Raw genomic sequence first — 20920 nt, 5'->3', positions numbered from 1 at the left:
CGTTCGCCGCTCGTGTACCCCGAAAGGCCTTACCGCTCGACTTGCATGTGTTAAGCACGCCGCCAGCGTTCGTCCTGAGCCAGGATCAAACTCTCCGTAAAAGACCTGCGAAACAACAACCCCCGAAGAGGCTGCGAATCAGTCAAAGACATCAAGTCAAATCACTAGCAAAAAAACTCAACTAGCATATTCAAAACAACACCCGACAACAACCACCACAAGCGGATGGCTGATACATCGAATGCTTTCACCAAATAAAATTCGGCACTGACATTCATCGACACACTGTTGAGTTCTCAAAGAACACGCACACACTCTCGACCCACGAACACACCGTCCGAAGGCCTCCAGGGCAACTGTTCCAGCCTATCCCAGCTTGGTCTCGGACACAAGGCCCGACTCTTGGGGGATACAACCTGCCAGGCCACACGTCCAACCTCGTATCCCAGTCCGTGAAGACCAGGTCGGTGTCCGTCGCTCTGACTCGACAAAAGTTACGCCACCAACCCCATGCGCGCAAATCGGCTGGTTGATCGAGCTTGTGCACGCATCCATGCAGGTCCGAGCACATGGACGCTCCAGCCTGCTCCGTTCCGACGACAAATCCTGTCGTGTGACGCCAGCCATATTTGCGGAAATTGCTGTCGACACCGGTTTCAGGAGCGAGACAACGCGACTACGTGGTCCGGCTCTGCAAGGTGTGGTTCCACGTCATCGGCACGTACTGCACGCCCGACGCTGTCACCGATGGGCACAACCCCCGCCCAGACTCCCCCGGCAGCAATGTCGGAGGCATCGTCGACCGGTCCGCCGGTACGTGCCTTCACCGATGCCTCGTACAGCGAAAGCGCCAGCACGCTGGTCGCTGCGACTTCTTTCCTCGTATGCGCACGCAGGTGTGCACTTCTACCCGGGACGACCTGATCGACTATTGCGTCCAAAGCGCGGATTCGCTCCTGCTCGTCCTCCACTCGACGCGGCCGCCCAACCACGACCGCACTTCGATAGTTCATCGAGTGATGGAACGCGGATCGAGCCAGGACCAACCCGTCGACGACGGTAACCGTGACGCAGATGTCCTGGGCCGGAGCCTCGATCAGGCTGCGAGAGGCGACCGAGCCGTGCAGGTACAGAGTTCCGTCCCTGTCCGGGCCGTCCGGATCCACGCCGAACACGGTCGGAAGCACACGCGGCACGTTCTCCACCACCACGCCCAGATGGCAGAGGCGAGCCGAGCGGAGAACGTCCAGCAGTGCCGATCGCTCTGCTCGCGCGCGCTGCCGACCACGGATCACTGTGGTTCTGGGCGTCGGGGACAGGAATGATTCGTCGGTCGTCATGAATACAGGATCCCGCTCGGTTGGCTCACTGTCATGGTCCAATTGGTAGTGACTTTGCTAGGCCACTTATCTACCTCGACAGGTGGCGCACGATGACCTTGCCGGCGAATTCGCTGTCGATCACGGTCGATCGCGCCGACCGTCGTACGTTGCCCGTTCAAGTAGCCGACGGTATCCGCGCGGCCATCGATCGCGGCGAGCTTGCGCCTGGCGCCCGATTGCCCAGCACCAGAGCGCTTTCCACCGAAGTGGGCTTGGCTCGCGCGGTGGTGGAGAAGGCGTACCAGCAGCTCGTGGCCGAAGGTTGGCTCGATGCACGTCGCGGATCCGGCACTTACGTCCGAGATGTTGCGCATGCCGTTCGATCGCGCCGCAGCCCACGCCGAGCACAAGAAAACCCACCGGTTGCTCAGCGCATTTCGCTCCGACCCGGAATACCGTGGACTCCCCCGCGCGCGTCCGAAGCGTGGAAGCGGGCCTGGCGAGATGTCGGCGTATCGCCCCCGCCCGGCGACTACCCCGATCCGGCAGGCTTGCTCGACCTGAGAACACGCATCGCGGACCTGCTGGGCCGTGCACGTGGACTGCACACCACCGCGGATTCGATCGTCGTAACCACGGGAAGCATCCACGGTCTGGACTTGGTACTGGGCGCACTCTCCGCGAACGTCGGTGTCGAACATGTTCTCGCACTGGAGAATCCGGGATATCGATCAGCCGCCGCCCTCGCGACCCACCGCAGGTGGTCCGTTCACGATGTCCCTGTCGACCGTGAAGGCCTAGTAGTCGAAGAACTTGAATTCGTACCTCCGAGGACCCCTGCCATCTATGTCACCCCCTCACACCAATACCCCACCGGCGGGCTCATGCCCATCGGTCGCAGGCGTGCACTGGCGGACTGGGCACGAAGCATTGGATCGACCATCATCGAAGACGACTACGATTCCGAATTCCGTTATGGCATAGCACCTTTGCCTACAGTCACCGAGCTCGTTCCGGACCGCGCCGTCTACTTGGGAACCGTATCGAAGACGTTGGGTGCCGGCGTACGACTCGGATGGATGGTGGCTCCCCCGTCGATGGTCGAGCGCATCACCGACACACGTCGCGCAATCGGTGACCACCCCTCGGTTCCCATCCAGCACGCGATGAGCTCACTGCTACGCGACGGCGAATGGGACCGATCCGTACGCACCGCGCGTCGGATCTATCGGGCACGTGACCGCGTCGTCAACGCCGCGCTCTCTCGATTCGGCGAGCTTCGTGGTGTCGGTGCCGGGCTGCATACCGTTCTGATGCTCGACACCGAGGTAGCACGCCACGTCGCAGCCGACTGCGCAGCGAACGGGGTCGCCGTGTCCACCCTCGAACACTCGACGCGGTCGCCCACCACCCAAGGTGGAATCGTCGTCGGCTACGGCTCGGTGGCGGACGATCGATTCGATCGTGCCCTGCGAGTACTGGTCGACGTCCTCGAAAGCAGGCTTGGTCAGCTGACCCGCTCGATGCTCCCTCCGAGAGCGGTCAGATTTTCCACGAACCGTGGATAGCCCCTGTCGATGTGGAACACGTCGTGCACCTCGGTCGTGCCGTCGGCCACCAGTCCTGCGAGTACCAAGCCCGCCCCCGCCCGAATGTCGGAGGACCACACCGGCGCACTGGACAGCTGCGGCACACCGCGGACCACGGCATGGTGGCCGTCTGTGCGAGCGTCGGCCCCGAGTCTGATCATCTCCTCGACGAATCGGAATCGTGCCTCGAAGACGTTTTCGGTGATCATCGACGTGCCGTCGGCGACGGTTGCAAGCCCGATGGCCATCGGCTGGAGGTCGGTCGGAAACCCCGGGTACGGAAGCGTCGCGAAATTGACCGCCCGCGGACGCTCGTGTTGAACGACGCGAAAGCCGTCCGGCTCACTGGTGACCTCGGCCCCGGCCGACCTCAGTTTGTCCAACACCAACGAAAGGTGCTTCGGATTGACCCCGCGCACTCGAACGTCCCCACGCGTCATCGCGGCGGCGATTCCCCAGGTCGCGGCGACGATACGATCGCCGATCACCTTGTGGGTCGTGGGCTTCAGCGCGCTCACACCACGAATGGTCAAGGTCGATGTGCCTGCACCGCGAACGTCGGCACCCATCTCGTTGAGCATGTTGCAGACGTCGACGATGTCCGGCTCACGCGCCGCGTTGTCGATCACCGTCTCCCCGGTGGCGAGGACAGCAGCCATCAAGATGTTCTCGGTGGCACCCACGGACGGAAACGCGAGTCTGATGTTCGCCCCGCGCAGTTCGTCTGCTTCTGCGACCACGCATCCGTGTTGAATTTCGCTGCGCGCGCCCAGCAATTGGAGACCGGACTGGTGCATGTCGAGGGGTCGCGAACCGATCGCGTCGCCACCGGGCAGAGCAACGACGGCTCTCTTGCACCGCGCGACCAGCGGTCCCAAGACACACACGGAGGCTCGGAACTGGCGAACTGCCGCGAAATCGGCATGATATTTCGGCATGGCCGGAGTGGTGATGTGGACGACCGAACCGTCCAATTCGACCTCACAGCCGAGCCCGCGCAAGACCTCTGCCATCAGCGGTACATCCAGGATGTCGGGGCAGTTCGTGATCGTGCTGGTGCCCTCGGCCAGCAGCGCCGCCGCCATCAGCTTGAGGACGCTGTTCTTCGCGCCCCCGACCGCCACCTCACCGACGAGGCGGTTACCACCGTTGACCAAAAAGCGTTCACTCACTTCGACAGCGTAGCCAGCGGGACCGACCGACACCCGCGCGGTACCGTAGCCCGCATGGCCGTTCACCTCACCCGCATCTATACGAGAACCGGCGACGACGGGACCACCGGGCTCAGCGACTTCTCGCGAGTGTCGAAGAACGACGAACGCCTGATTGCCTACGCCGACTGCGACGAGACCAATGCAAGCCTCGGAGTCGTTCTCGCGCTGGGCAACCCGCCCGAATCGGTGTATTCGGTGATCCGAACCATCCAGAGCGATCTGTTCGACGCGGGGGCCGATCTCTCCACTCCGGTCGTCGAGGATCCGCAATACCCTCCACTGCGCATCGATCAGAGCTACGTCGACCGCCTCGAAAGCTGGTGCGACGAATTCAACGAGGAGCTGCCCGCACTGACGTCGTTCATCCTGCCAGGTGGAACGCCTTTGGGAGCCTTGCTACATGTGTCGCGAACGGTGGCCCGCCGTGCCGAACGATCGGCTTGGGCTGCTGTGCACGCAAGCCCGGACACGACGAGTGCGTTGCCGGCGAAGTACCTCAACCGACTCTCGGATCTTTTGTTCATTCTGAGCCGCCACGCCAACCCCGAAGGCGATGTCCAGTGGGTTCCGGGATCGAGCCGCGCGTCGAGCGAGCCGACTACCGACGGGAATTGATCAGGCCGCCGGTCGGCGGCGACGCGAGCGGCCCGATGGCCGCGACTCCACCCAGGACAGGAAAGCGGTCAACGCACTTCTGTCCAGCGCTATCTCGTAGTTCTTTCCGCCATCGGACAGCTCCAACACTGCGATGTCGGAGGTCATGATGTCGAACTCGGTGTCCCGCGGTGCTCGTCGATCCCCCACGTGAACGTCCTGTCGGCCCAACCGATGATCGGGGCCGGGACGCAGGCTCGACAATTTGAAGAACACCAGCGTGTTGTCGCCGTACCTAATGATGCCGTGGCGCCAACCGGTGCCACCCTCCGACGGCAACACTCGCATGATCGCCGCGGTGCCCCCACGCCTGAGAACCGTCAGACGGTACGCAAAAGCCGCGACGAGCCCTGCGAGCAGCACAACCAGAATGATCAGAACAATCAATCCGGTGTGCATCGCAGGTCTCGTCGCGGCTTCTCGTGAACCTAGGACCGCTCGACAGCGCGGATACGTCCCTTGGCCACAGCGATGGCCTCGAGGTCGTCCCCGTTCTCTGTCACTACAGCCCGTGCCGCTTCGACATCGATGTCTTCTGCGAAGTCGGCCGATTCTGCCAGCACGGTGACCGTCTTGCCCGTCACCGACAGGAATCCACCGTGGACGGCTGCGATGAGCTTCTCGCCGTCCGTGGTCGTGATCGACACCGTGCCGCCCTCGATCAACTGCCCGAGGACAGGCTCGTGGCCCAGCATGATGCCGATCTCACCTTCGGTGGTCTGAGCGCTGACGATGGTCGCGGTACCGGACCACAGCTTTTGCTCCACAGCGACCAGGGAGACCTCCATGCCGCTCTTCTCGGAAGAAGTCACGTCGGTCTACTTTCCGGCCATCTTCTTCGCGGCTGCCTCGACATCGTCGAGACCGCCACAGCTGTTGAAGGCCTGCTCGGGAAGGTGGTCGTACTCACCCTTGGTGACCTTGTCGAACGCCTCGATGGTGTCGGACAGCGACACGACCGAACCGGCCTCGCCGGTGAACTTCTCGGCAACGATGAAGTTCTGGCCGAGGAACTTCTGGAGGCGGCGTGCGCGGCCGACCAGAACCTTGTCCTCTTCCTGAAGCTCGTCCATACCGAGAATGGCGATGATGTCCTGCAGCTCCTTGTACTTCTGCAGGATCCGCTTGACCTCGTTGGCGACGCGGAAGTGCTCCGCACCGACGATGCCGGGCTCGAGGATGCGCGAGGTGGAGCTCAGCGGGTCCACAGCGGGGTAGATACCCATCTGCGAAATCGGACGCGAGAGCTCGGTCGTCGCATCGAGGTGCGCGAACGTCGTGGCCGGTGCCGGGTCGGTGTAGTCGTCGGCGGGAACGTAGATCGCCTGCAGTGAGGTGATCGAGCGTCCACGGGTCGAGGTGATGCGCTCCTGGAGCTCACCCATCTCGTCCGCCAGCGTGGGCTGGTAACCGACGGCCGACGGCATACGACCGAGAAGGGTCGACACCTCCGAACCTGCCTGGGTGAAGCGGAAGATGTTGTCGATGAACAGAAGAACGTCCTGTCCCTGAACATCGCGGAAGTACTCCGCCATGGTCAGTGCCGACAACGCCACGCGCATACGCGTGCCGGGCGGCTCGTCCATCTGGCCGAAGACGAGGGCGGTGTCCTGGAGGACGCCCATCTCTTCCATTTCGAGGTGAAGGTCGGTGCCCTCACGGGTGCGCTCGCCGACTCCTGCGAACACCGAGGTGCCCGAGAACTCGCGTGCGATACGGGTGATCATTTCCTGGATCAGCACGGTCTTGCCGACACCGGCACCACCGAACAGACCGATCTTTCCGCCCTTGACGTACGGGGTCAGAAGGTCGATGACCTTGATGCCGGTCTCGAGGATCTCGGTCTTGCCCTCGAGCTGATCGAAGGCTGGTGGCTTACGGTGGATGCCCCACTGCTCGCCGTCACGGCCGAGTCCAGGGGTGTCCAGGCAGTCACCGAGGGCGTTGAACACGTGGCCCTTGACGACGTCACCGACGGGAACCGAGATCGGCTTGCCCGAGTCGATGACTGCGGTGCCGCGGACGAGTCCGTCGGTGGGCTGCATCGAAATGGTGCGAACCAAGTTGTCGCCGAGGTGCTGTGCGACCTCGAGCGTCAGGGTCTTGGCCACGGTCGGCAGAGTGATCTCTGCGTTGAGGGCGTTGAACAATGCGGGAATCGAGCCGCGCGGGAACTCGACGTCCACAACGGGGCCGATGACCCGAACGACACGGCCGGACTGTGTGTCCGCTCCGCTCGCGTTCTCTTGGGCTACTGCTGCGGTCATTGCTTAGTCACTTCCTGCGCTGTCGGCCAACGCGTTGGCGCCACCGACGATTTCGCTGATTTCCTGGGTGATCTGGGCCTGCCGAGCCTGGTTGGCCTGACGGCTCAAGGTCTCGACCAATTCGTTCGCGTTGTCCGTCGCTGCCTTCATGGCGGTACGACGCGCCGCGGACTCCGACGCTGCTGCATCGAGCAACGACGCGTAGATCCTGGTGCTGATGTACTTGGGCAACAGCGCCGACAGCAGAGTTCCTGCCTCCGGCTCGAACTCGTACTGTGCCTGCACATCTGCGGTCGGCGAGTCGCTCAACGCGTCTGCACCCATCTCGAACTCCTCGTCGGTGTACGAGATTTCGAGAGGTGCCATCCGGCGAACTTCGGGCTTCTGCGTGAGCATCGACACGAAGCGGGTGTAGACGATGTGCAACTCGTCCACGCCCTCGACGGTGCCTTCACCGTTGGGAGCGTCGACCTCGGTGCCAGACCCGGCCATGAACAACTCGACCAGGTGCCTGCTCGCCTTGGCGGCGTCGGCGTACCCGGGCTCCTGCGAGAAGCCCGTCCACGCACCCTTCACGTCCCGCTCGCGGAATGTGTAGTAGCCCAAGCCTTTTGCGCCGAGCACGTAGATGACCGGATCCTTGCCCTCGGAGCGGAGCAGCTGGAACAGCTCCTCCGTCTCCTTGAGCACGTTGGAGTTGTAGCCGCCGCACATACCGCGGTCGCTGGTCACGACCAGAACCGCTGCACGCTTGGGCTCGGGTCGCTCGTTGAGCAGCGGGTGATCGAGCGAACTCGATGCACTCGCCAACGCGGAGAGCACCTTGGTGATCTCTTCCGCGTACGGCTTCGATGCGGCAACGCGGGCCTGCGCCTTGGTGATTCGCGATGTCGCGATCAACTCTTGTGCCTTGGTGATCTTCTTGGTCGAGTTGACCGACTTGATGCGGGAGCGAAGCTCGAGAATGCTTGCCATCTAGCTGTTCACGCTCCCTTCTGTGCTCGTCATGTCACCTGTCATCGCGGGCCTACTTGCTGACTGTCTTGCGGGTGACGTTGACCTGCTCCTGGCTGACCTCGTCGGCGTTCAGAGTGTCTGCCTCGGCCTCGTTGACGACACGGTTGCCGTCCGAGTCGACGAATCCGGCCTTGAACTTCTCGGTCGCCTCGGTCAGTGCCTTCTGGTTGTCCTCGTCGAGCGCCTTGCCACCGGCAATGCTGTCGTAGACACCGCTGGCATTGCGGTGCAGATCCTCGAGCAGATCGGTCTCGAAGCGACGCACGTCGCCGACGGGCACCGAGTCGTACGTGCCCTGGCCGGCGAGCCAGATCGAGACGATCTGATCTTCGACGGCAACCGGGGCGTACTGATCCTGCTTGAGCAGCTCGACCAGACGTGCGCCGCGCTCGAGCTGTGCCTTGGAGGCTGCGTCGAGGTCGGATGCGAACGCCGAGAAGGCTTCGAGCTCACGGAACTGAGCGAGCTCGAGGCGAAGAGATCCGGAGACCTTCTTCATGCCCTTGGTCTGTGCCGCACCGCCGACTCGGGACACCGAGATGCCCACGTTGATTGCGGGACGGACGCCCTTGTTGAACAGGTCCGACTCCAGGAAGACCTGGCCGTCGGTGATGGAGATGACGTTGGTCGGGATGTACGCCGAGACGTCGTTGGCCTTGGTCTCGATGATCGGCAGAGCCGTCAACGATCCACCGCCGAGCTCGTCGGAGAGCTTGGCCGAACGCTCGAGCAGACGGGAGTGCAAGTAGAAGACGTCACCGGGGTATGCCTCGCGGCCCGGCGGACGACGCAGCAGCAGCGAGATGGCGCGGTACGCCTCGGCCTGCTTGGTCAGGTCGTCGAACACGATGAGGACGTGCTTGCCCTGGTACATCCAGTGCTGGCCGATGGCCGAGCCGGTGTACGGGGCGAGCCACTTGAAGCCGGCCGAATCGGACGCGGGAGCCGCGACGATGGTCGTGTATTCGAGTGCGCCCTGCTCCTCGAGTGCAGCCTTGACGCCTGCGATCGTGGAGCCCTTCTGGCCGATGGCGACGTAGATGCAGCGAACCTGCTTCTTGTCGTCGCCGCTCTCCCAGTTGGCCTTCTGGTTCAGGATCGCGTCGATGCAGACCGCGGTCTTGCCGGTCTTGCGGTCGCCGATGATGAGCTGACGCTGGCCGCGGCCGATCGGGGTCATGGCGTCGATCGCCTTGATGCCGGTCTGCAGCGGCTCCTCGACGGGCTGGCGCTCGAGCACCGAGGCAGCCTGCAGTTCGAGGGCGCGGGTCTCGGAGGACTCGATGTCGCCGAGGCCGTCGATGGGCTTGCCCAGGGGGTCGACGACGCGGCCGAGGTAGCCATCGCCCACGGGGACCGACAGCACGTCTCCGGTGCGCTTGACTTCCTGGCCTTCTTCGATGTGCTCGTAGTCACCGAGGATGACGGCACCGATTTCGGTGGCATCCAGGTTCAGCGCGACACCGAGGACTCCGCCGGGGAATTCCAGGAGTTCGTTGGACATCGCCGACGGCAATCCGGACACGTGAGCGATTCCGTCGCTCGTGTCCGTAACCGTGCCGACCTCCTCGCGGGAAGACTCCGGTGAGTAGCTCGCGGTGAAGTTATCGATCGCGCTACGGATCTCGTCGGAGGAGATCGTCAGCTCCGCCATAGTGTTTCCTGCTCTTCCTTCAAATGATCGCGGGGTGAAATGTCTCGAAAGTCGAGACGCTTCTTCTCGTTACTGTGTCCGTGTCGGACTATTTGAGCGTCTTTCGCAATGCAGCGAGGCGGCCTGCCCCGCTACCGTCGATGACCTCGTCGCCGATACGAACGACAAGTCCGCTGAGCAGTTCGGTATCGACCTCGACGTGCACCGTGACCTGCTTGCCGTACGTGCGGGTCAAGGTTGCCGTCAGCTTCTCGAGCTGACTGTCGCTCAGTGGGGCTGCGCTACGAACGTGTGCAACCGCGCGGTCGCGCTGTTCGGCGGCCAGATCGGCCAATCCGTTGAGCACGTCGGCGGGAGCCGCCTTCCGCGGACGCGTCACAGCCTGAACTGCGAGCGCCTCGGTGACCGCGGTGACCTTGCCGTACAGCAGACGACCGAGCAGTTCACGCTTGGCCTGCGACGGCTTCGAGCGATCCGACAGGGCCTGCTCGAGTTGCGGGTTGGCTGCCACGATCCGTCCGAGCCGGAACAGCTCGTCCTCGACCGTGTCCAACTGATCCTGATCGGCAGCGGCGCGAAGCAGAGCTTCACGTCCCAGCTCGACCAGTGAGTTCAGCAGGTCACGAGCGGTGGACCAGCTTTCGCCGGCTGCGGCCTTGACGATCGTCGCCGTTGCACTCGACACCTGGCCGGAGAAGACCTCTCCGGCCAGATCGCTTCGCCGAACGCCCTCGACCGACGCATCGGCGAGAGCGGTACGCAACGTGCGCTGCGCGTCGAGAGTCTCGACGACGGCGAACAACTCGGCACCGGTCTGAGCAGCGACGGCTGTTGCCTCGCCTGCCGACGCGGACCCCAGAGCTTCGTGGGCAACCGACCGCGTGCGGGCGAGTGCCTCTCGAGAAGTTGCGTACATGGTTCGACTCACTTTCCGGCTGCGGAGTCCGCGGTGACGGAATCCAGCTCGTTGAGGAAGCGATCGATCGAACTGGAACGCTTCGCGTCGTCGGACAACTGCTCTCCGATGACCTTCTCAGCGAGTTCGACGGCCGTGCGTCCCAGATCTCCCCGAAGCTCGGTGACGATCTGCTGACGCTGAGCAACGAGCTGATTGTGACCTGCGGCCACGATCCGGTCGCTTTCTTCCTGCGCCTTTTCCTTCATCTCGGCGAGAATTGCCTGTCCCTGGGTACGCGCTTCCTCACGGATCTGCGCGGCCTCGGAACGGGCGTCGGCCAGCTGAGCGTGGTACTGCTCGAGTGCCGCCTTGGCTTCGGCCTGTGCCTCTTCTGCCTTCTTGATTCCGCCTTCGATGAGCTCGGAACGCTCAGCGAGAACCTTGGTGAAGCGCGGCACAACGTACTTCCAGAACAGGAAGCCGATTGCTGCGACACAGACGAGCGACCAAACGATGTCGTAGGTTGCGGGCAGAAGAGGGTTGTACTCCTCCCCCTCCGCCGCCAGCAACGTAATCGCGTTTGTCATCGCGCTCTCAGAGAATGAAGCCGGCGACGAGGCCGATCAGGGCGAGGGACTCGGTGAATGCGATGCCGAGGAACATGGTGGTACGGAGCTGACCGGCCAGCTCGGGCTGACGAGCGGTTGCTTCCATGTTCTTGGCGACGACGAGGCCGAGGCCGATGCCACCACCGATCGCTGCGAGGCCGTAGCCGATGGCGCCGTATCCGCTTGCGGTGATTTCCTGCGCCTGGGCCAGAACTTCAAGGCTCATTGGGTTTTCCGTTCCCTTTCTTCGGTCCACATCCGGGTGTCGGAGGTGGCGGTGTAGCTGGTTCGGTCAGTTGGTCGGTCAGTGCGAGTCGGCGTGCAGCGACAGATCGATGTAGATCGCCGTGAGCAGCGCGAAAATGTAGGCCTGGAGGAAGATCACCAGCATCTCGAACAACGTGAACAGGAAGCCCATGATGAGCGAGGGTGCCGCGAAGATCTTCAGCCCGGCCGACGCCTCGAAGAGGAAGAACTGGGTCGCGCTGAAGAACAGCACGAGCATGATGTGGCCGGCCAGCATGTTGGCGAGCAGACGCACCGTCAACGTGAACGGGCGAAGCACGAAGTTCGAGACGAACTCCAGCGGTATGAGCAGCACGTGCATCGCCGGAGGAATGCCCGGAATGACGATGGTGCCCTTGACGAACTTCCCGACACCGAACTTCTTCACACCGGCGTAGATGAACGCGACGTACGCAACCGCAGCGAGCACGATCGGTAGGCCGATGCGTGCGTTCGACGAGATGTTCAGAAACGGAATGACGGCACTCGCATTCACCGCGAACACAGTGAAGAAGATGGTCATGATGACGGGCAGGAATCGGCGTCCCTGTTCTTTACCGAGCACATCTTCTGCGACGTGGATCCGAACGAAATCGAGAGCGATCTCTCCGACGTTCTGAAGACCACGCGGAACGATCTTCGGGCTGCGGAGGGCAACCACCATGAAGATGATCAGAATCGCCGACATCAGGATGCGGATGAGCATCAGTCTGTCGAGCTCGAACGGAGTCCCCTCGAACAGCACCGCGGGAGGAAAGAAATCGGATAGTGACGGCGGACTGTATTCCGCAGCCAGGGTGGTGACGCTCAGCGGTCTCTCCCGTGTTCGGGCCGCAGCCGGCTAGCGGCTGCGGTTCGATCGGACAATGACGATCTATCAAGTCGACGAAAATCGGCTCGCAATCGTCAGAGGCTGAGGCCCGGTCTTCATCGGCCAAGCGTCTGTCGGGTGTAGGCGACTCACGTCGACTCGGCAACTCTCAGGCGGAACCTTACGTTGCCGAAGTCGATGACTCCGGGCCTACTGTAAGGAAGCTCACGCTGACTGCTACCTGCGGGGGTCCAGTCCGGGGAAAAAGTCTCTTTCGTCCCAGTCTTGCCCACCGCTTGATGCAAACTTTATCAACAGAACTACGACGTTGTGTAGGCGGCCCTCAGCTTAACCGATTACGACAGCCTGTCGTACTACCGATTGTCGGGGTTGTCCTCCGCCGGAACCGCATCCACGTAGGCGACCTTGGTCTTGACGACCCCGAAGACCTCTGCGCCGAGGACGACGACGAGCGCTCCCAGAATGGTCAGTCCCAACGCGTAGCGGTTGTAGAAGTCGGCGTCCTTCAGCGCAACCAGCACGATCAGCGCAATCACCATCTTCACCAACCACCCGCCGAGCAGCAGTGCCCCGACGGCCGAGGCCGGAAAACGTGTGGTGAGCGCAACCGACAATGCCGTCGTGATGACGAAGCCTCCGCCGATGGCCACACCGATGAGCGATCCCCACAGGCCGGGCGTTCCGGCTGCAGCGACCGCAATGCCGACGCTCACCACCGTCAGCACCACCAGTCCGATGAGTCCGTATCGAACCGCGGCGCGAAGCGGCGCGAATTGGTCGGGCATGGACTGCGGAGTGAAGGTCACAGTTGTCGAGGGTACCCAGCACGCGACTACGAACAGCCGACGGGATCAGCCGCCCCGTCCCTCGCGTCGGGGTGCCGAGCCTCGAGATCGATCCACCCTCAACGTGGGCACAGCGGTCACGACCAGCGCGAACACCAGACCGGCCGCCACCAGGAGCACCACTATCCGCCGGTCCAGCAGGGACGATCCGACGGCCCCGAAGGCGAGGACACCGACCCACAGGTAGATCACCAGCACCACGCGTCGATGCGAGTGACCGATTTGCAGGAGTCGATGATGCAGGTGCATCTTGTCCGGGCTGAAGGGGCTGCGTCCGGCCCTGGTGCGGCGAATCACAGCCAGCAGCAGATCGAGTATGGGGATGAGCATGACGGCCCCGACCAGCAGAAGCGGCGACAACAGACCCAGCAGATCGCGTGGTCCGTATGCCGTCAACGGGATCCGCCCCGAGGCACTCGTCGAGACCGTGGCCAGCGTCAGCCCGATCAGCATGGATCCCGAATCGCCCATGAAGATGCGAGCGGGTTGGAAATTGTGCGGCAGAAATCCCAGGCAGGCACCTGCCAGAGCTGCTGCGATCAGCGCGGGCGGGTAGACACCGACGTCTCCACCCTGCTCCTGCAGCAGCCCCACCGAGAAGATGCAGATCGCCACCGAGGAGATGAGCCCGAGGCCTGCGGCCAACCCGTCGAGCCCGTCGACGAAGTTCATCGCGTTGACGATCACGACGGTGATCAGAACGGTCACCAGTCCGGCTTGCAGTTGGTCCAGTACGAGCGTGGTTCCGGGCTGTCCCTCTTCGCCGCCCCACGGCTGATACAGCACGACCCAGCTCACACCCATGATGACGAGGACTCCCGCCGCCGTCACCTGGCCCACGAACTTGGTCAGAGCATCCAGACCCCATCGGTCGTCGATGACGCCGACCAGCACGATCACGAAGCCGGCAACCAGTGCGGCCGGAATATCGCGGTTGTAGGCGACGTCGAACCCGCGAGCCAGCGCAGGCAACTGCGACGCGAACAGCAGCGCAGCCAGCATTCCTGCGTAGATCCCCACTCCCCCGAGCCTCGGGGTGGCCTGCACGTGGACGTCACGATCACGAGGAACGGCGACAGCACCGAACTTGATCGCCGCCACCCGAACTCCGCCGGTGGCGAAGAACGTGACCACAGCGGCCGTGAGAAAGACCAGCAGCAGTTCGCGAATCGGAACGCCTGCACCCAGATTCGACTGAGCCAGTACCTCGCCGCTCATGCGGGACGGACGGGCATGTCAGGACGCTCCCGGGACCAGGCTTTCGGCGGTGACCCCGAGAACCTCGGCAATCTTGTCGGTGGGAATGGCACCGACCCGCAGAATTCGTGCTCGATCGCTCGTCAGATCGATGATGGTCGACGCCACCGCGTGATCGGCGGGTCCCCCGTCCAGGTAGACCGCGGCCGAGCCGCCGAGCTGGTCTCGCGCCTCGGTCACCGTGGTGGCCGGTGGACTTCCGGAGATATTGGCGCTGGAGACTGCGAGCGGGCCGACCTCACGCAGCAGCTCGAGCGCAACCGGATGCAGAGGCATCCGCAGCATGACGGTGCCCTGAGCATCACCCAGGTCCCAGGCCAGAGACGGAGCCTGCTGCACCACGATGCTCAGCGCGCCGGGCCAGAAGGCGCGAATCAGGTCTCGGGTCCGCGGTCGGACGCTCTGGACCAGGCCGTCGATGGTGTTCCACGAACCGACGAGCACCGGAACCGGCATATCGCGTCCCCTGCCCTTGGCACGCAGCAGATCCGTGACAGCGCTGCCGTCGAATGCATCCGCGGCGATCCCGTACAAGGTGTCGGTAGGCATGACGACGAGTCGACCGGACTTGAGGGCACCGCGGGCCGCGGTCAATCCGGCAGCGCGCGCATCGGCTTCACGACAGTCGTAGACGGTACTCACGGCGACCATCCTTCCACCTTCGATAACGAAGTGATGTCAGGTGTCTCCCGCCTGCCGTTCCCGTCGTCAGGCTTCGGCCGGGCGTGCCCGTGCGGCGACGACGAACCTGGGCCTTCCCGCGAGATCCGGATGCGCGGTGACCTCGGTGAACACCCGTCGTCGGGACAGCAGTGCCGCCACCTCGCGTCCATTGGAGTCGTCGTGTTCGATCGCGACACCGCCTCCGATTCGAAGCCAGCGGGCGATATTACCGATCATCGGTTCGATGACCGACAATCCGTCCGCGCCACCGAACAGCGCCATGTGCGGGTCGTGATCGATCACCTCGGGATCGAGATGTGCGCCCTCCGGGATGTAGGGCGGGTTCGCGACGATCATGTCGACTGCACCGTCGAGTTCGGTCAACAGGTCACGAGCAGTGACGTCGCCGTGGTGCAGAGTGATCGGCGTATCGCCGTGTCCGCTGCGAAGATCCGCGTTGCGACGGGCCCACGCCAACGCCGACGGGTCCAGCTCGACGGCATGGACGACGGCGTCCGGCCGAGCGTTGGCGATCGCCAACGCCAAGGCACCCGAACCCGTGCAGAGGTCGAGAATCACGGGCGGATGGTGGTCGACGTTCTCGAGGAACGCGAGAGCCCAGGCCAACAGCAACTCCGTTTCCGGACGCGGCACAAAGACGCCCGGGCCTACTTCGACGTCGATGTTCCCCAGCGAGGTCGTGCCCGTGATGTATTGCAGCGGAATGCGTTTCGCGCGTTGCTCGACAGTACGGAAATAAGCCTCGACAAGCTCTGGCTCGACGAGCGGCACCAGACCGAGACGGCCGCGTTCCACGCCCACGAGGTGCGCGGCAAGCAGTTCTGCGTCGACCCGTGGGCTCGGCACACCGGCCGCCTCCAGCATCGATGTTGCTTCGAGGATGGCCAGACGTAGCGGCTTGCGACTCACCCGTACAGACTGCCACGAGCCACCGACAGCGCGGTCACACCCGTCCCAGCAACTCCGACTTCTTGGCGTAGAACTCGTCGTCGGTCAGAAATCCCTTGGCGTGCAACCCTGCGAGTGCCTCGATCGCAGCCGTGATGTCGGAGATGTCGACGCCCGACCGATTGCCCTGAGACGACTGATTCGAGGACTGCTGCGGCGTGGACTGCTGCGGCGAGGACGCTTGCGTGTACGTCTGCGGAGCGGATTGCGGTGCCGACTGGTTCTGCGTGTTCGTTCCGCTCGACTGCTGGTCGACGCGAGGGAGGCTACCTGCGGTGAACGTGCCGTACTGGCTGGTGAACTCCAGTGATCCCGGTCCGCCGCCCTGCTGTTGCTGCACTCCGCCGATCGAGTGATCGAGAGTGTCGTACACGGCCAGTTCGCCGCCGACCAACACGGCGAGGCGTCGAGATCCCGGGAACACTGCATATTGCGAGCCGTTCTGGCCACCGCTCGAACTCGGCGCACCGAGCTCCGAGGGCCACCACGAGCCGCCACCGAACGAGTTGCCACCGAAGGACGAACTACCGGCCTCCCTCGGCGGGTACACCTGGTGCTGCGCCAACACTGCAGACAGATCCCGGCAGAGACCGTCGACCCGGCTCTTGAGCCCGTGATCGAACATGTTGCCGACCATGGTCATGCCGCCACGCATCCACTGCCCGCTGCCTCCGAGCTCGGGAATGTTGAACTGCGCCATGGTGCCGCGGCCGTTGTTGACGGCGTCGAGCATCGTACGAACGGCATCGGTCGAGATGCCGTAGCGCGACGACAGCTCGGACACGGCGTTCTCGCCTGCGGGGGTCAAGGCCTGGTTCATCTCTGGTGTGCCTCTCGGGCGCTGGTACGGTGTCGAACCTGGCCGCCAGGGTATCGCACCGATCGGTGAATCAGCCCAGCGAACTCTGTAAAGCTATGTGCCGCAACTATTCTGCTTGCATTCGCGCATCTCGGTCCGCCTTGGCCAGCGCGTCGAGCAGCGCATCCATCTCACCGTCCAGAAGTGAGTCGAGGTTGTGGGCCTTGAAGCCGATCCGGTGATCGGTGATGCGATTCTCGGGGAAGTTGTACGTTCTGATTCGCTCGGAGCGGTCGACGGTGCGCACCTGACTGGCCCTACCGGCCGAGGCCTCTTCGTCGGCGGCTTCTTCTGCTGCTGCCTGCAGGCGAGCGGCGAGCACCTGCATCGCGCGCGCCTTGTTCTGCAGCTGCGAGCGCTCGTTCTGGCAGGTGACCACGATGCCCGTGGGAAGGTGCGTGAGCCGGACTGCGGAGTCGGTGGTGTTGACGCCCTGGCCGCCTTTGCCGGACGAGCGGTACACGTCGATGCGCAGGTCGGACTCGTCGATCTGCACCTCCTCTACCTCGTCGGGTTCGGGGTACACCAGGATGCCGGCCGCGGAGGTGTGCACGCGCCCCTGCGATTCGGTCACCGGCACTCGCTGCACGCGGTGGACGCCGCCCTCGAACTTCAGCCGCGCCCACACGCCGTCGAGCGGATCCTTGGTCTTGATCGACAACGTCGCGTCCTTGTATCCACCCAGGTCCGAGACGTTCGCGTCGAGGACCTCGACGCGCCAGCCGCGGCGTTCTGCGTAGCGCACGTACATCCGCGCCAGATCGGCAGCGAAGAGCGCCGATTCCTCGCCGCCCTCACCCGACTTGACCTCCATCACGATGTCGTCGCCGTCGTGCGGGTCACGTGGTGCCAGCAGATCGGTCAGCGTCTGCTCGAGCTGCACGACGGTCGCCTCGAGGTCGGGGATCTCGGCCGCGAACGACGAATCGTCGGCGGCCAGCTCTCGCGCGGCTTCGAGATCGTCCTGCGCGGACGTCAGCTTGGTGTGTGCAGACATGATGGGCGCCAGCTCGGCGAACCTCTTGCCTGCTCTTCGGGCCGCGGACGGGTCGTTGTGCAGAGCGGGGTCGGCCAGTTGCTGCTCGAGCCCGGAGTGTTCGGCGAGGATGTCGTCGATGGCCGAAGGCTTCACTGTTCTCGCCATGGGGATGACTCACTCTCGAACGCGGGTGCAACTGGATGTGGACACAAAAAAGCCGACGCCCGTCCTGTGAATCACAGGACGGGCGTCGGCGGAACAGCTAGCTGTCTGCGTCGGCCTTCTTGCCGGCGCGCTTGCCGTAGCGAGCCTCGAAGCGAGCGACGCGGCCGCCGGTGTCGAGAATCTTCTGCTTGCCGGTGTAGAAGGGGTGGCACTGCGAGCAGACCTCGACGCTGATGCGCTCTTTGTCGGTGGTGCTTCGGGTCTCGAAAGTATTGCCGCAACCACAGACGACTGTCGTCAGTGTGTAGTCGGGGTGAATTCCTGCCTTCATGGTGTCCTTACCGTTCTTTGTAATGGTCGCCGGGTCGCCTTCGCCGATCGAAGACGTGAACCGGAACCGGACTCGGCCGTTGATTATGCCAGAGCGTGCATCCGCCCTGCTAATCGTCGGTACTTCTGTGCCGACAGATGCTTACAACGCACGCACCTGCCGGCTTGTTCCCCGGGCAAAAGATCCGGGGAACACCCGGTCAGTCGTTGTTGCCGCCCGGCGCGGTCTTGGAGACCTCCATGAGGAATTCCAGGTTGTTCTTGCTCTTCTTCAGGCGATCGACCAGCAGGTCGATGGCTTGATGCGAGTCGAGTCCGGACAACACGCGCCGCAACTTGTGCACCACTGCCGCCTCGTCGGGAGCAAGAAGCAGTTCGTCGTGGCGGGTGCTGGACGGGTTGATATCGACCGCCGGGAACACGCGGCGCTCGGCGATCTTGCGATCGAGCTTGAGCTCGGCGTTACCGGTGCCCTTGAATTCCTCGAAGATCACGGTGTCGCCGGTGGATCCGGTTTCGACCATGGCCGTGGCGATGATCGTCAACGATCCGCCGTGTTCGATGTTTCGAGCCGCGCCGAGGAATCGCTTCGGCGGGTACAGCGCGGTCGAGTCGACACCACCGGACAGGATTCGGCCCGAAGCCGGCGAGCTGTTGTTGTACGCACGTCCCAGACGGGTGATCGAGTCGAGCAGAACAACGACGTCCTGGCCGGCTTCGACCAGGCGCTTGGCACGTTCGATCGCCAACTCGGCTACCGCGGTGTGGTCGCCCGGCGGCCGGTCGAACGTCGAGGCGATGACCTCACCCTTGACGGAGCGCTGCATGTCCGTGACTTCCTCGGGACGCTCGTCGACGAGGATGACCATCAGATAGCACTCGGGGTTGTTGATGGCGATCGCGTTGGCAATAGCCTGCAGAACGCTCGTCTTACCTGCCTTCGGCGGGCTGACGATGAGCGCACGCTGGCCCTTGCCGATCGGCATCACCAAGTCGATGATGCGCGTGGTGAGGATGTTCTGCTGGGTCTCGAGACGCAGCCGCTGATTGGGGTACAGCGGGGTGAGCTTGCCGAATTCCGGACGCTTGCGGGCGGCCTCGACCTCTCCCCCGTTGACGGTGTCCAATCGCACGAGCGGGTTGAACTTCTGCCGCTGGCTCGACTGCTCTCCTTCGCGTGCCACTCGAACTGCACCGGTGACAGCATCGCCGCGACGAAGACCGTTCTTGCGAACGAGGTTCATCGACACGTAGACGTCGTTCGGTCCGGCAAGGTAGCCCGAGGTACGGACGAACGCGTAATTGTCGAGAACGTCGAGAATGCCGGCTACCGGCTGAAGAACATCGTCCTCGCGGATCTCGGTGTCGCGCTCGCGTCCGCCGCCACCGTCGTTGCCCTCGCCACGATCGCGTCCACGACGCCGCTCACGGAACCGACGACCCCGACGTCCGCGGCCTTCACCGTCATCATCCTGGTCGTTGTCGCGGCTGTCACGGGGACCGTTGTTGCGACCCTCGTTGCGGTTGTCGTTGCGACCGTCGCCTTGATTGCGATTGCGCCCGCCACGGTCGTTCTGGTTGCGGTTGCCGTTCTCACGGTTGGAGTCGCGGTTCGAGTTGTCCCGATCGGCCTGGTTGCGGTCACCCTGGTTGCGGTCGTTCTGGTTGCGGTTGCCGTTGTCGGTGTCACGCGGTTCGCGCTCGGCACCGTCCTGACGGTTTCGCTCGCCGCGGCTGCGGCGTGGCCGCTCCGTCGCGGCGTTGTCGCCGGACTCGTCCTGTTTATCGGTGGTCTCCGCTGCAACGGTCGAATCCGCGGTCGCGGGGGCCGATGCGGCCGTGTCGGCGCTGCCGTCCAGTGGCAACTGGTCGGGCGCACCTGCGCGGCGACCCGCAGCACGGCGGCCCCGGGTGCGACGGCCTGCTTCTGGTGCAGCGTCCGACGTCTCGGCAACCGGCGCATCCGCAGCAGAAGGCTCGGGAGCAGTGTCGGTTGCGGGTCGTTCGTCGGCAACCGGTGTCGACGCAGCAGCGCGTCGAGCCTTGGGTGCGTCGGACTTGGCTGCGTCGGACTTCGGCGCAGCGGATTTGGTCGGCGAAGTGCCCGATTGGCGCTCGGTGATAGCCGCGATCAGGTCGCCCTTGCGCATACCGGAAACGCTCTTGATACCGAGTTCGCCAGCGAGGCTGCGCAGCTCGGTGAGAACCATTCCGGACAGGCCAGCACGTCGGCGTGACGTTTCGGGCGCAGAGATAAGTTCCGTATCGGTCACGGAGGTCCTTTCCTTCCCTCGCTCGCTCGATGCGCAGCCGAGGGTTCGTTCCGCAGTTCGACGTTCTGCCGAACTCGGATATTGCCGTTCATGTTCGACGCACTCCGTCGACGACACCATCGATCCGAGACCGCAGAGAACCACGGGGAGGATCGAGTCAGGAGCGTCACATCACTCGGACGTTTGAATCCCCCGAATACAGCGACCTGATTGCCCTGACGAAACCGGCGTCTGAAGCGC

The 20920-nt window shown here is 63.7% G+C and carries 21 protein-coding genes and 1 rRNA gene; 2 read left to right on the top strand and 20 right to left on the bottom strand.

Annotated features, from left to right (window positions below; genetic code table 11):
• A 16S ribosomal RNA gene (locus MTX35_RS22710) occupies nt 1-101 on the bottom strand; the annotation flags it as partial.
• A 555-nt stretch (nt 102-656) separates the two neighbouring features.
• The gene (locus MTX35_RS22705) at nt 657-1340 is read right to left on the bottom strand and encodes a pyridoxamine 5'-phosphate oxidase family protein (RefSeq protein ID WP_243597137.1); all 684 of its coding nucleotides are present in this window, start codon (nt 1338-1340) and stop codon (nt 657-659) included.
• 92 nt (nt 1341-1432) lie between these two features.
• Here MTX35_RS22705 and MTX35_RS22700 point away from each other — a divergent pair, with 92 nt between their 5' ends.
• Nucleotides 1433-2890, top strand: coding sequence for a PLP-dependent aminotransferase family protein (locus MTX35_RS22700; RefSeq protein ID WP_243597136.1), 1458 nt, complete (start codon nt 1433-1435; stop codon nt 2888-2890).
• Here the strand turns inward: MTX35_RS22700 and murA are convergent.
• Complete coding sequence (murA, locus tag MTX35_RS22695) at nt 2830-4083, bottom strand: UDP-N-acetylglucosamine 1-carboxyvinyltransferase (RefSeq protein ID WP_243597135.1); 1254 nt, start codon at nt 4081-4083, stop codon at nt 2830-2832. The two genes, MTX35_RS22700 and murA, sit on opposite strands and share 61 nt — an antisense overlap.
• 54 nt (nt 4084-4137) lie before the next feature.
• Here murA and MTX35_RS22690 point away from each other — a divergent pair, with 54 nt between their 5' ends.
• A complete protein-coding gene (locus MTX35_RS22690) occupies nt 4138-4740 on the top strand; it encodes a cob(I)yrinic acid a,c-diamide adenosyltransferase (RefSeq protein WP_243597134.1) in 603 nt (200 codons plus the stop codon).
• On the opposite strand, the gene MTX35_RS22685 is transcribed toward MTX35_RS22690, so the two are convergent.
• The 17 genes from MTX35_RS22685 to rho form a co-directional block, all read right to left on the bottom strand.
• A complete protein-coding gene (locus MTX35_RS22685; protein WP_243597133.1) occupies nt 4741-5178 on the bottom strand; it encodes a DUF2550 domain-containing protein in 438 nt (145 codons plus the stop codon).
• Between the two features lie 29 nt (nt 5179-5207).
• On the bottom strand, nt 5208-5567 hold the full coding sequence (locus MTX35_RS22680; RefSeq protein ID WP_243597142.1) for a F0F1 ATP synthase subunit epsilon: 360 nt from the start codon (nt 5565-5567) through the stop codon (nt 5208-5210).
• A gap of 30 nt (nt 5568-5597) precedes the next feature.
• The gene (atpD, locus tag MTX35_RS22675) at nt 5598-7046 is read right to left on the bottom strand and encodes a F0F1 ATP synthase subunit beta (RefSeq protein WP_094638681.1); all 1449 of its coding nucleotides are present in this window, start codon (nt 7044-7046) and stop codon (nt 5598-5600) included.
• A 3-nt stretch (nt 7047-7049) separates the two neighbouring features.
• Complete coding sequence (locus tag MTX35_RS22670; RefSeq protein WP_037193379.1) at nt 7050-8021, bottom strand: F0F1 ATP synthase subunit gamma; 972 nt, start codon at nt 8019-8021, stop codon at nt 7050-7052.
• Between the two features lie 52 nt (nt 8022-8073).
• Complete coding sequence (atpA, locus tag MTX35_RS22665) at nt 8074-9717, bottom strand: F0F1 ATP synthase subunit alpha (protein WP_243597132.1); 1644 nt, start codon at nt 9715-9717, stop codon at nt 8074-8076.
• A gap of 88 nt (nt 9718-9805) precedes the next feature.
• Nucleotides 9806-10633 (bottom strand): F0F1 ATP synthase subunit delta, encoded by an 828-nt coding sequence (locus tag MTX35_RS22660; RefSeq protein ID WP_243597131.1) that lies wholly within the window; start codon nt 10631-10633, stop codon nt 9806-9808.
• 8 nt (nt 10634-10641) lie between these two features.
• A complete protein-coding gene (locus MTX35_RS22655) occupies nt 10642-11202 on the bottom strand; it encodes a F0F1 ATP synthase subunit B (protein ID WP_243597130.1) in 561 nt (186 codons plus the stop codon).
• A gap of 7 nt (nt 11203-11209) precedes the next feature.
• Entirely contained in the window at nt 11210-11449 is a 240-nt protein-coding gene (locus MTX35_RS22650; protein WP_008715092.1) for an ATP synthase F0 subunit C, read from the bottom strand.
• Between the two features lie 78 nt (nt 11450-11527).
• Complete coding sequence (gene atpB / locus MTX35_RS22645) at nt 11528-12253, bottom strand: F0F1 ATP synthase subunit A (RefSeq protein ID WP_243597129.1); 726 nt, start codon at nt 12251-12253, stop codon at nt 11528-11530.
• Nucleotides 12254-12693: 440 nt separating this feature from the next.
• Nucleotides 12694-13125 (bottom strand): hypothetical protein, encoded by a 432-nt coding sequence (locus tag MTX35_RS22640; protein WP_243597141.1) that lies wholly within the window; start codon nt 13123-13125, stop codon nt 12694-12696.
• A 66-nt stretch (nt 13126-13191) separates the two neighbouring features.
• The gene (locus MTX35_RS22635; protein WP_243597128.1) at nt 13192-14403 is read right to left on the bottom strand and encodes a glycosyltransferase family 4 protein; all 1212 of its coding nucleotides are present in this window, start codon (nt 14401-14403) and stop codon (nt 13192-13194) included.
• 18 nt (nt 14404-14421) lie between these two features.
• A complete protein-coding gene (locus tag MTX35_RS22630) occupies nt 14422-15084 on the bottom strand; it encodes an L-threonylcarbamoyladenylate synthase (RefSeq protein WP_243597140.1) in 663 nt (220 codons plus the stop codon).
• 66 nt (nt 15085-15150) lie between these two features.
• Nucleotides 15151-16035 (bottom strand): peptide chain release factor N(5)-glutamine methyltransferase, encoded by an 885-nt coding sequence (prmC, locus tag MTX35_RS22625; RefSeq protein ID WP_243597127.1) that lies wholly within the window; start codon nt 16033-16035, stop codon nt 15151-15153.
• 34 nt (nt 16036-16069) lie between these two features.
• Nucleotides 16070-16894 carry an SHOCT domain-containing protein gene (locus MTX35_RS22620; protein WP_243597126.1) on the bottom strand — a complete coding sequence of 275 codons (825 nt, stop codon included), beginning with the start codon at nt 16892-16894 and terminating at the stop codon, nt 16070-16072.
• A gap of 106 nt (nt 16895-17000) precedes the next feature.
• Entirely contained in the window at nt 17001-18077 is a 1077-nt protein-coding gene (gene prfA, locus MTX35_RS22615; protein WP_243597125.1) for a peptide chain release factor 1, read from the bottom strand.
• A 97-nt stretch (nt 18078-18174) separates the two neighbouring features.
• A complete protein-coding gene (gene rpmE / locus MTX35_RS22610) occupies nt 18175-18408 on the bottom strand; it encodes a 50S ribosomal protein L31 (protein WP_008715081.1) in 234 nt (77 codons plus the stop codon).
• A gap of 199 nt (nt 18409-18607) precedes the next feature.
• Nucleotides 18608-20800 carry a transcription termination factor Rho gene (gene rho, locus MTX35_RS22605; RefSeq protein WP_374230347.1) on the bottom strand — a complete coding sequence of 731 codons (2193 nt, stop codon included), beginning with the start codon at nt 20798-20800 and terminating at the stop codon, nt 18608-18610.
• Between the last annotated feature and the right edge of the window lie 120 nt (nt 20801-20920).

The organism is Rhodococcus sp. ARC_M12, from assembly GCF_022810385.1.
Lineage (GTDB): Bacteria > Actinomycetota > Actinomycetes > Mycobacteriales > Mycobacteriaceae > Rhodococcoides > Rhodococcoides navarretei.
This window is presented reverse-complemented; position numbering and strand designations above follow the sequence as displayed.

What these genes read in the sequence shown, in the direction of transcription:
- MTX35_RS22705 (WP_243597137.1), bottom strand. Translation starts at nt 1,340, where the DNA reads ATGACGACCGACGAATCATTCCTGTCCCCGACGCCCAGAACCACAGTG.
- MTX35_RS22700 (WP_243597136.1), top strand. Translation starts at nt 1,433, where the DNA reads ATGACCTTGCCGGCGAATTCGCTGTCGATCACGGTCGATCGCGCCGAC.
- MTX35_RS22690 (WP_243597134.1), top strand. Translation starts at nt 4,138, where the DNA reads ATGGCCGTTCACCTCACCCGCATCTATACGAGAACCGGCGACGACGGG.
- MTX35_RS22685 (WP_243597133.1), bottom strand. Translation starts at nt 5,178, where the DNA reads ATGCACACCGGATTGATTGTTCTGATCATTCTGGTTGTGCTGCTCGCA.
- MTX35_RS22680 (WP_243597142.1), bottom strand. Translation starts at nt 5,567, where the DNA reads ATGGAGGTCTCCCTGGTCGCTGTGGAGCAAAAGCTGTGGTCCGGTACC.
- atpD (WP_094638681.1), bottom strand. Translation starts at nt 7,046, where the DNA reads ATGACCGCAGCAGTAGCCCAAGAGAACGCGAGCGGAGCGGACACACAG.
- MTX35_RS22670 (WP_037193379.1), bottom strand. Translation starts at nt 8,021, where the DNA reads ATGGCAAGCATTCTCGAGCTTCGCTCCCGCATCAAGTCGGTCAACTCG.
- atpA (WP_243597132.1), bottom strand. Translation starts at nt 9,717, where the DNA reads ATGGCGGAGCTGACGATCTCCTCCGACGAGATCCGTAGCGCGATCGAT.
- MTX35_RS22660 (WP_243597131.1), bottom strand. Translation starts at nt 10,633, where the DNA reads ATGTACGCAACTTCTCGAGAGGCACTCGCCCGCACGCGGTCGGTTGCC.
- MTX35_RS22655 (WP_243597130.1), bottom strand. Translation starts at nt 11,202, where the DNA reads ATGACAAACGCGATTACGTTGCTGGCGGCGGAGGGGGAGGAGTACAAC.
- MTX35_RS22650 (WP_008715092.1), bottom strand. Translation starts at nt 11,449, where the DNA reads ATGAGCCTTGAAGTTCTGGCCCAGGCGCAGGAAATCACCGCAAGCGGA.
- MTX35_RS22640 (WP_243597141.1), bottom strand. Translation starts at nt 13,125, where the DNA reads ATGCCCGACCAATTCGCGCCGCTTCGCGCCGCGGTTCGATACGGACTC.
- MTX35_RS22635 (WP_243597128.1), bottom strand. Translation starts at nt 14,403, where the DNA reads ATGAGCGGCGAGGTACTGGCTCAGTCGAATCTGGGTGCAGGCGTTCCG.
- MTX35_RS22620 (WP_243597126.1), bottom strand. Translation starts at nt 16,894, where the DNA reads ATGAACCAGGCCTTGACCCCCGCAGGCGAGAACGCCGTGTCCGAGCTG.
- prfA (WP_243597125.1), bottom strand. Translation starts at nt 18,077, where the DNA reads ATGGCGAGAACAGTGAAGCCTTCGGCCATCGACGACATCCTCGCCGAA.
- rpmE (WP_008715081.1), bottom strand. Translation starts at nt 18,408, where the DNA reads ATGAAGGCAGGAATTCACCCCGACTACACACTGACGACAGTCGTCTGT.
- rho (WP_374230347.1), bottom strand. Translation starts at nt 20,800, where the DNA reads ATGGTGTCGTCGACGGAGTGCGTCGAACATGAACGGCAATATCCGAGT.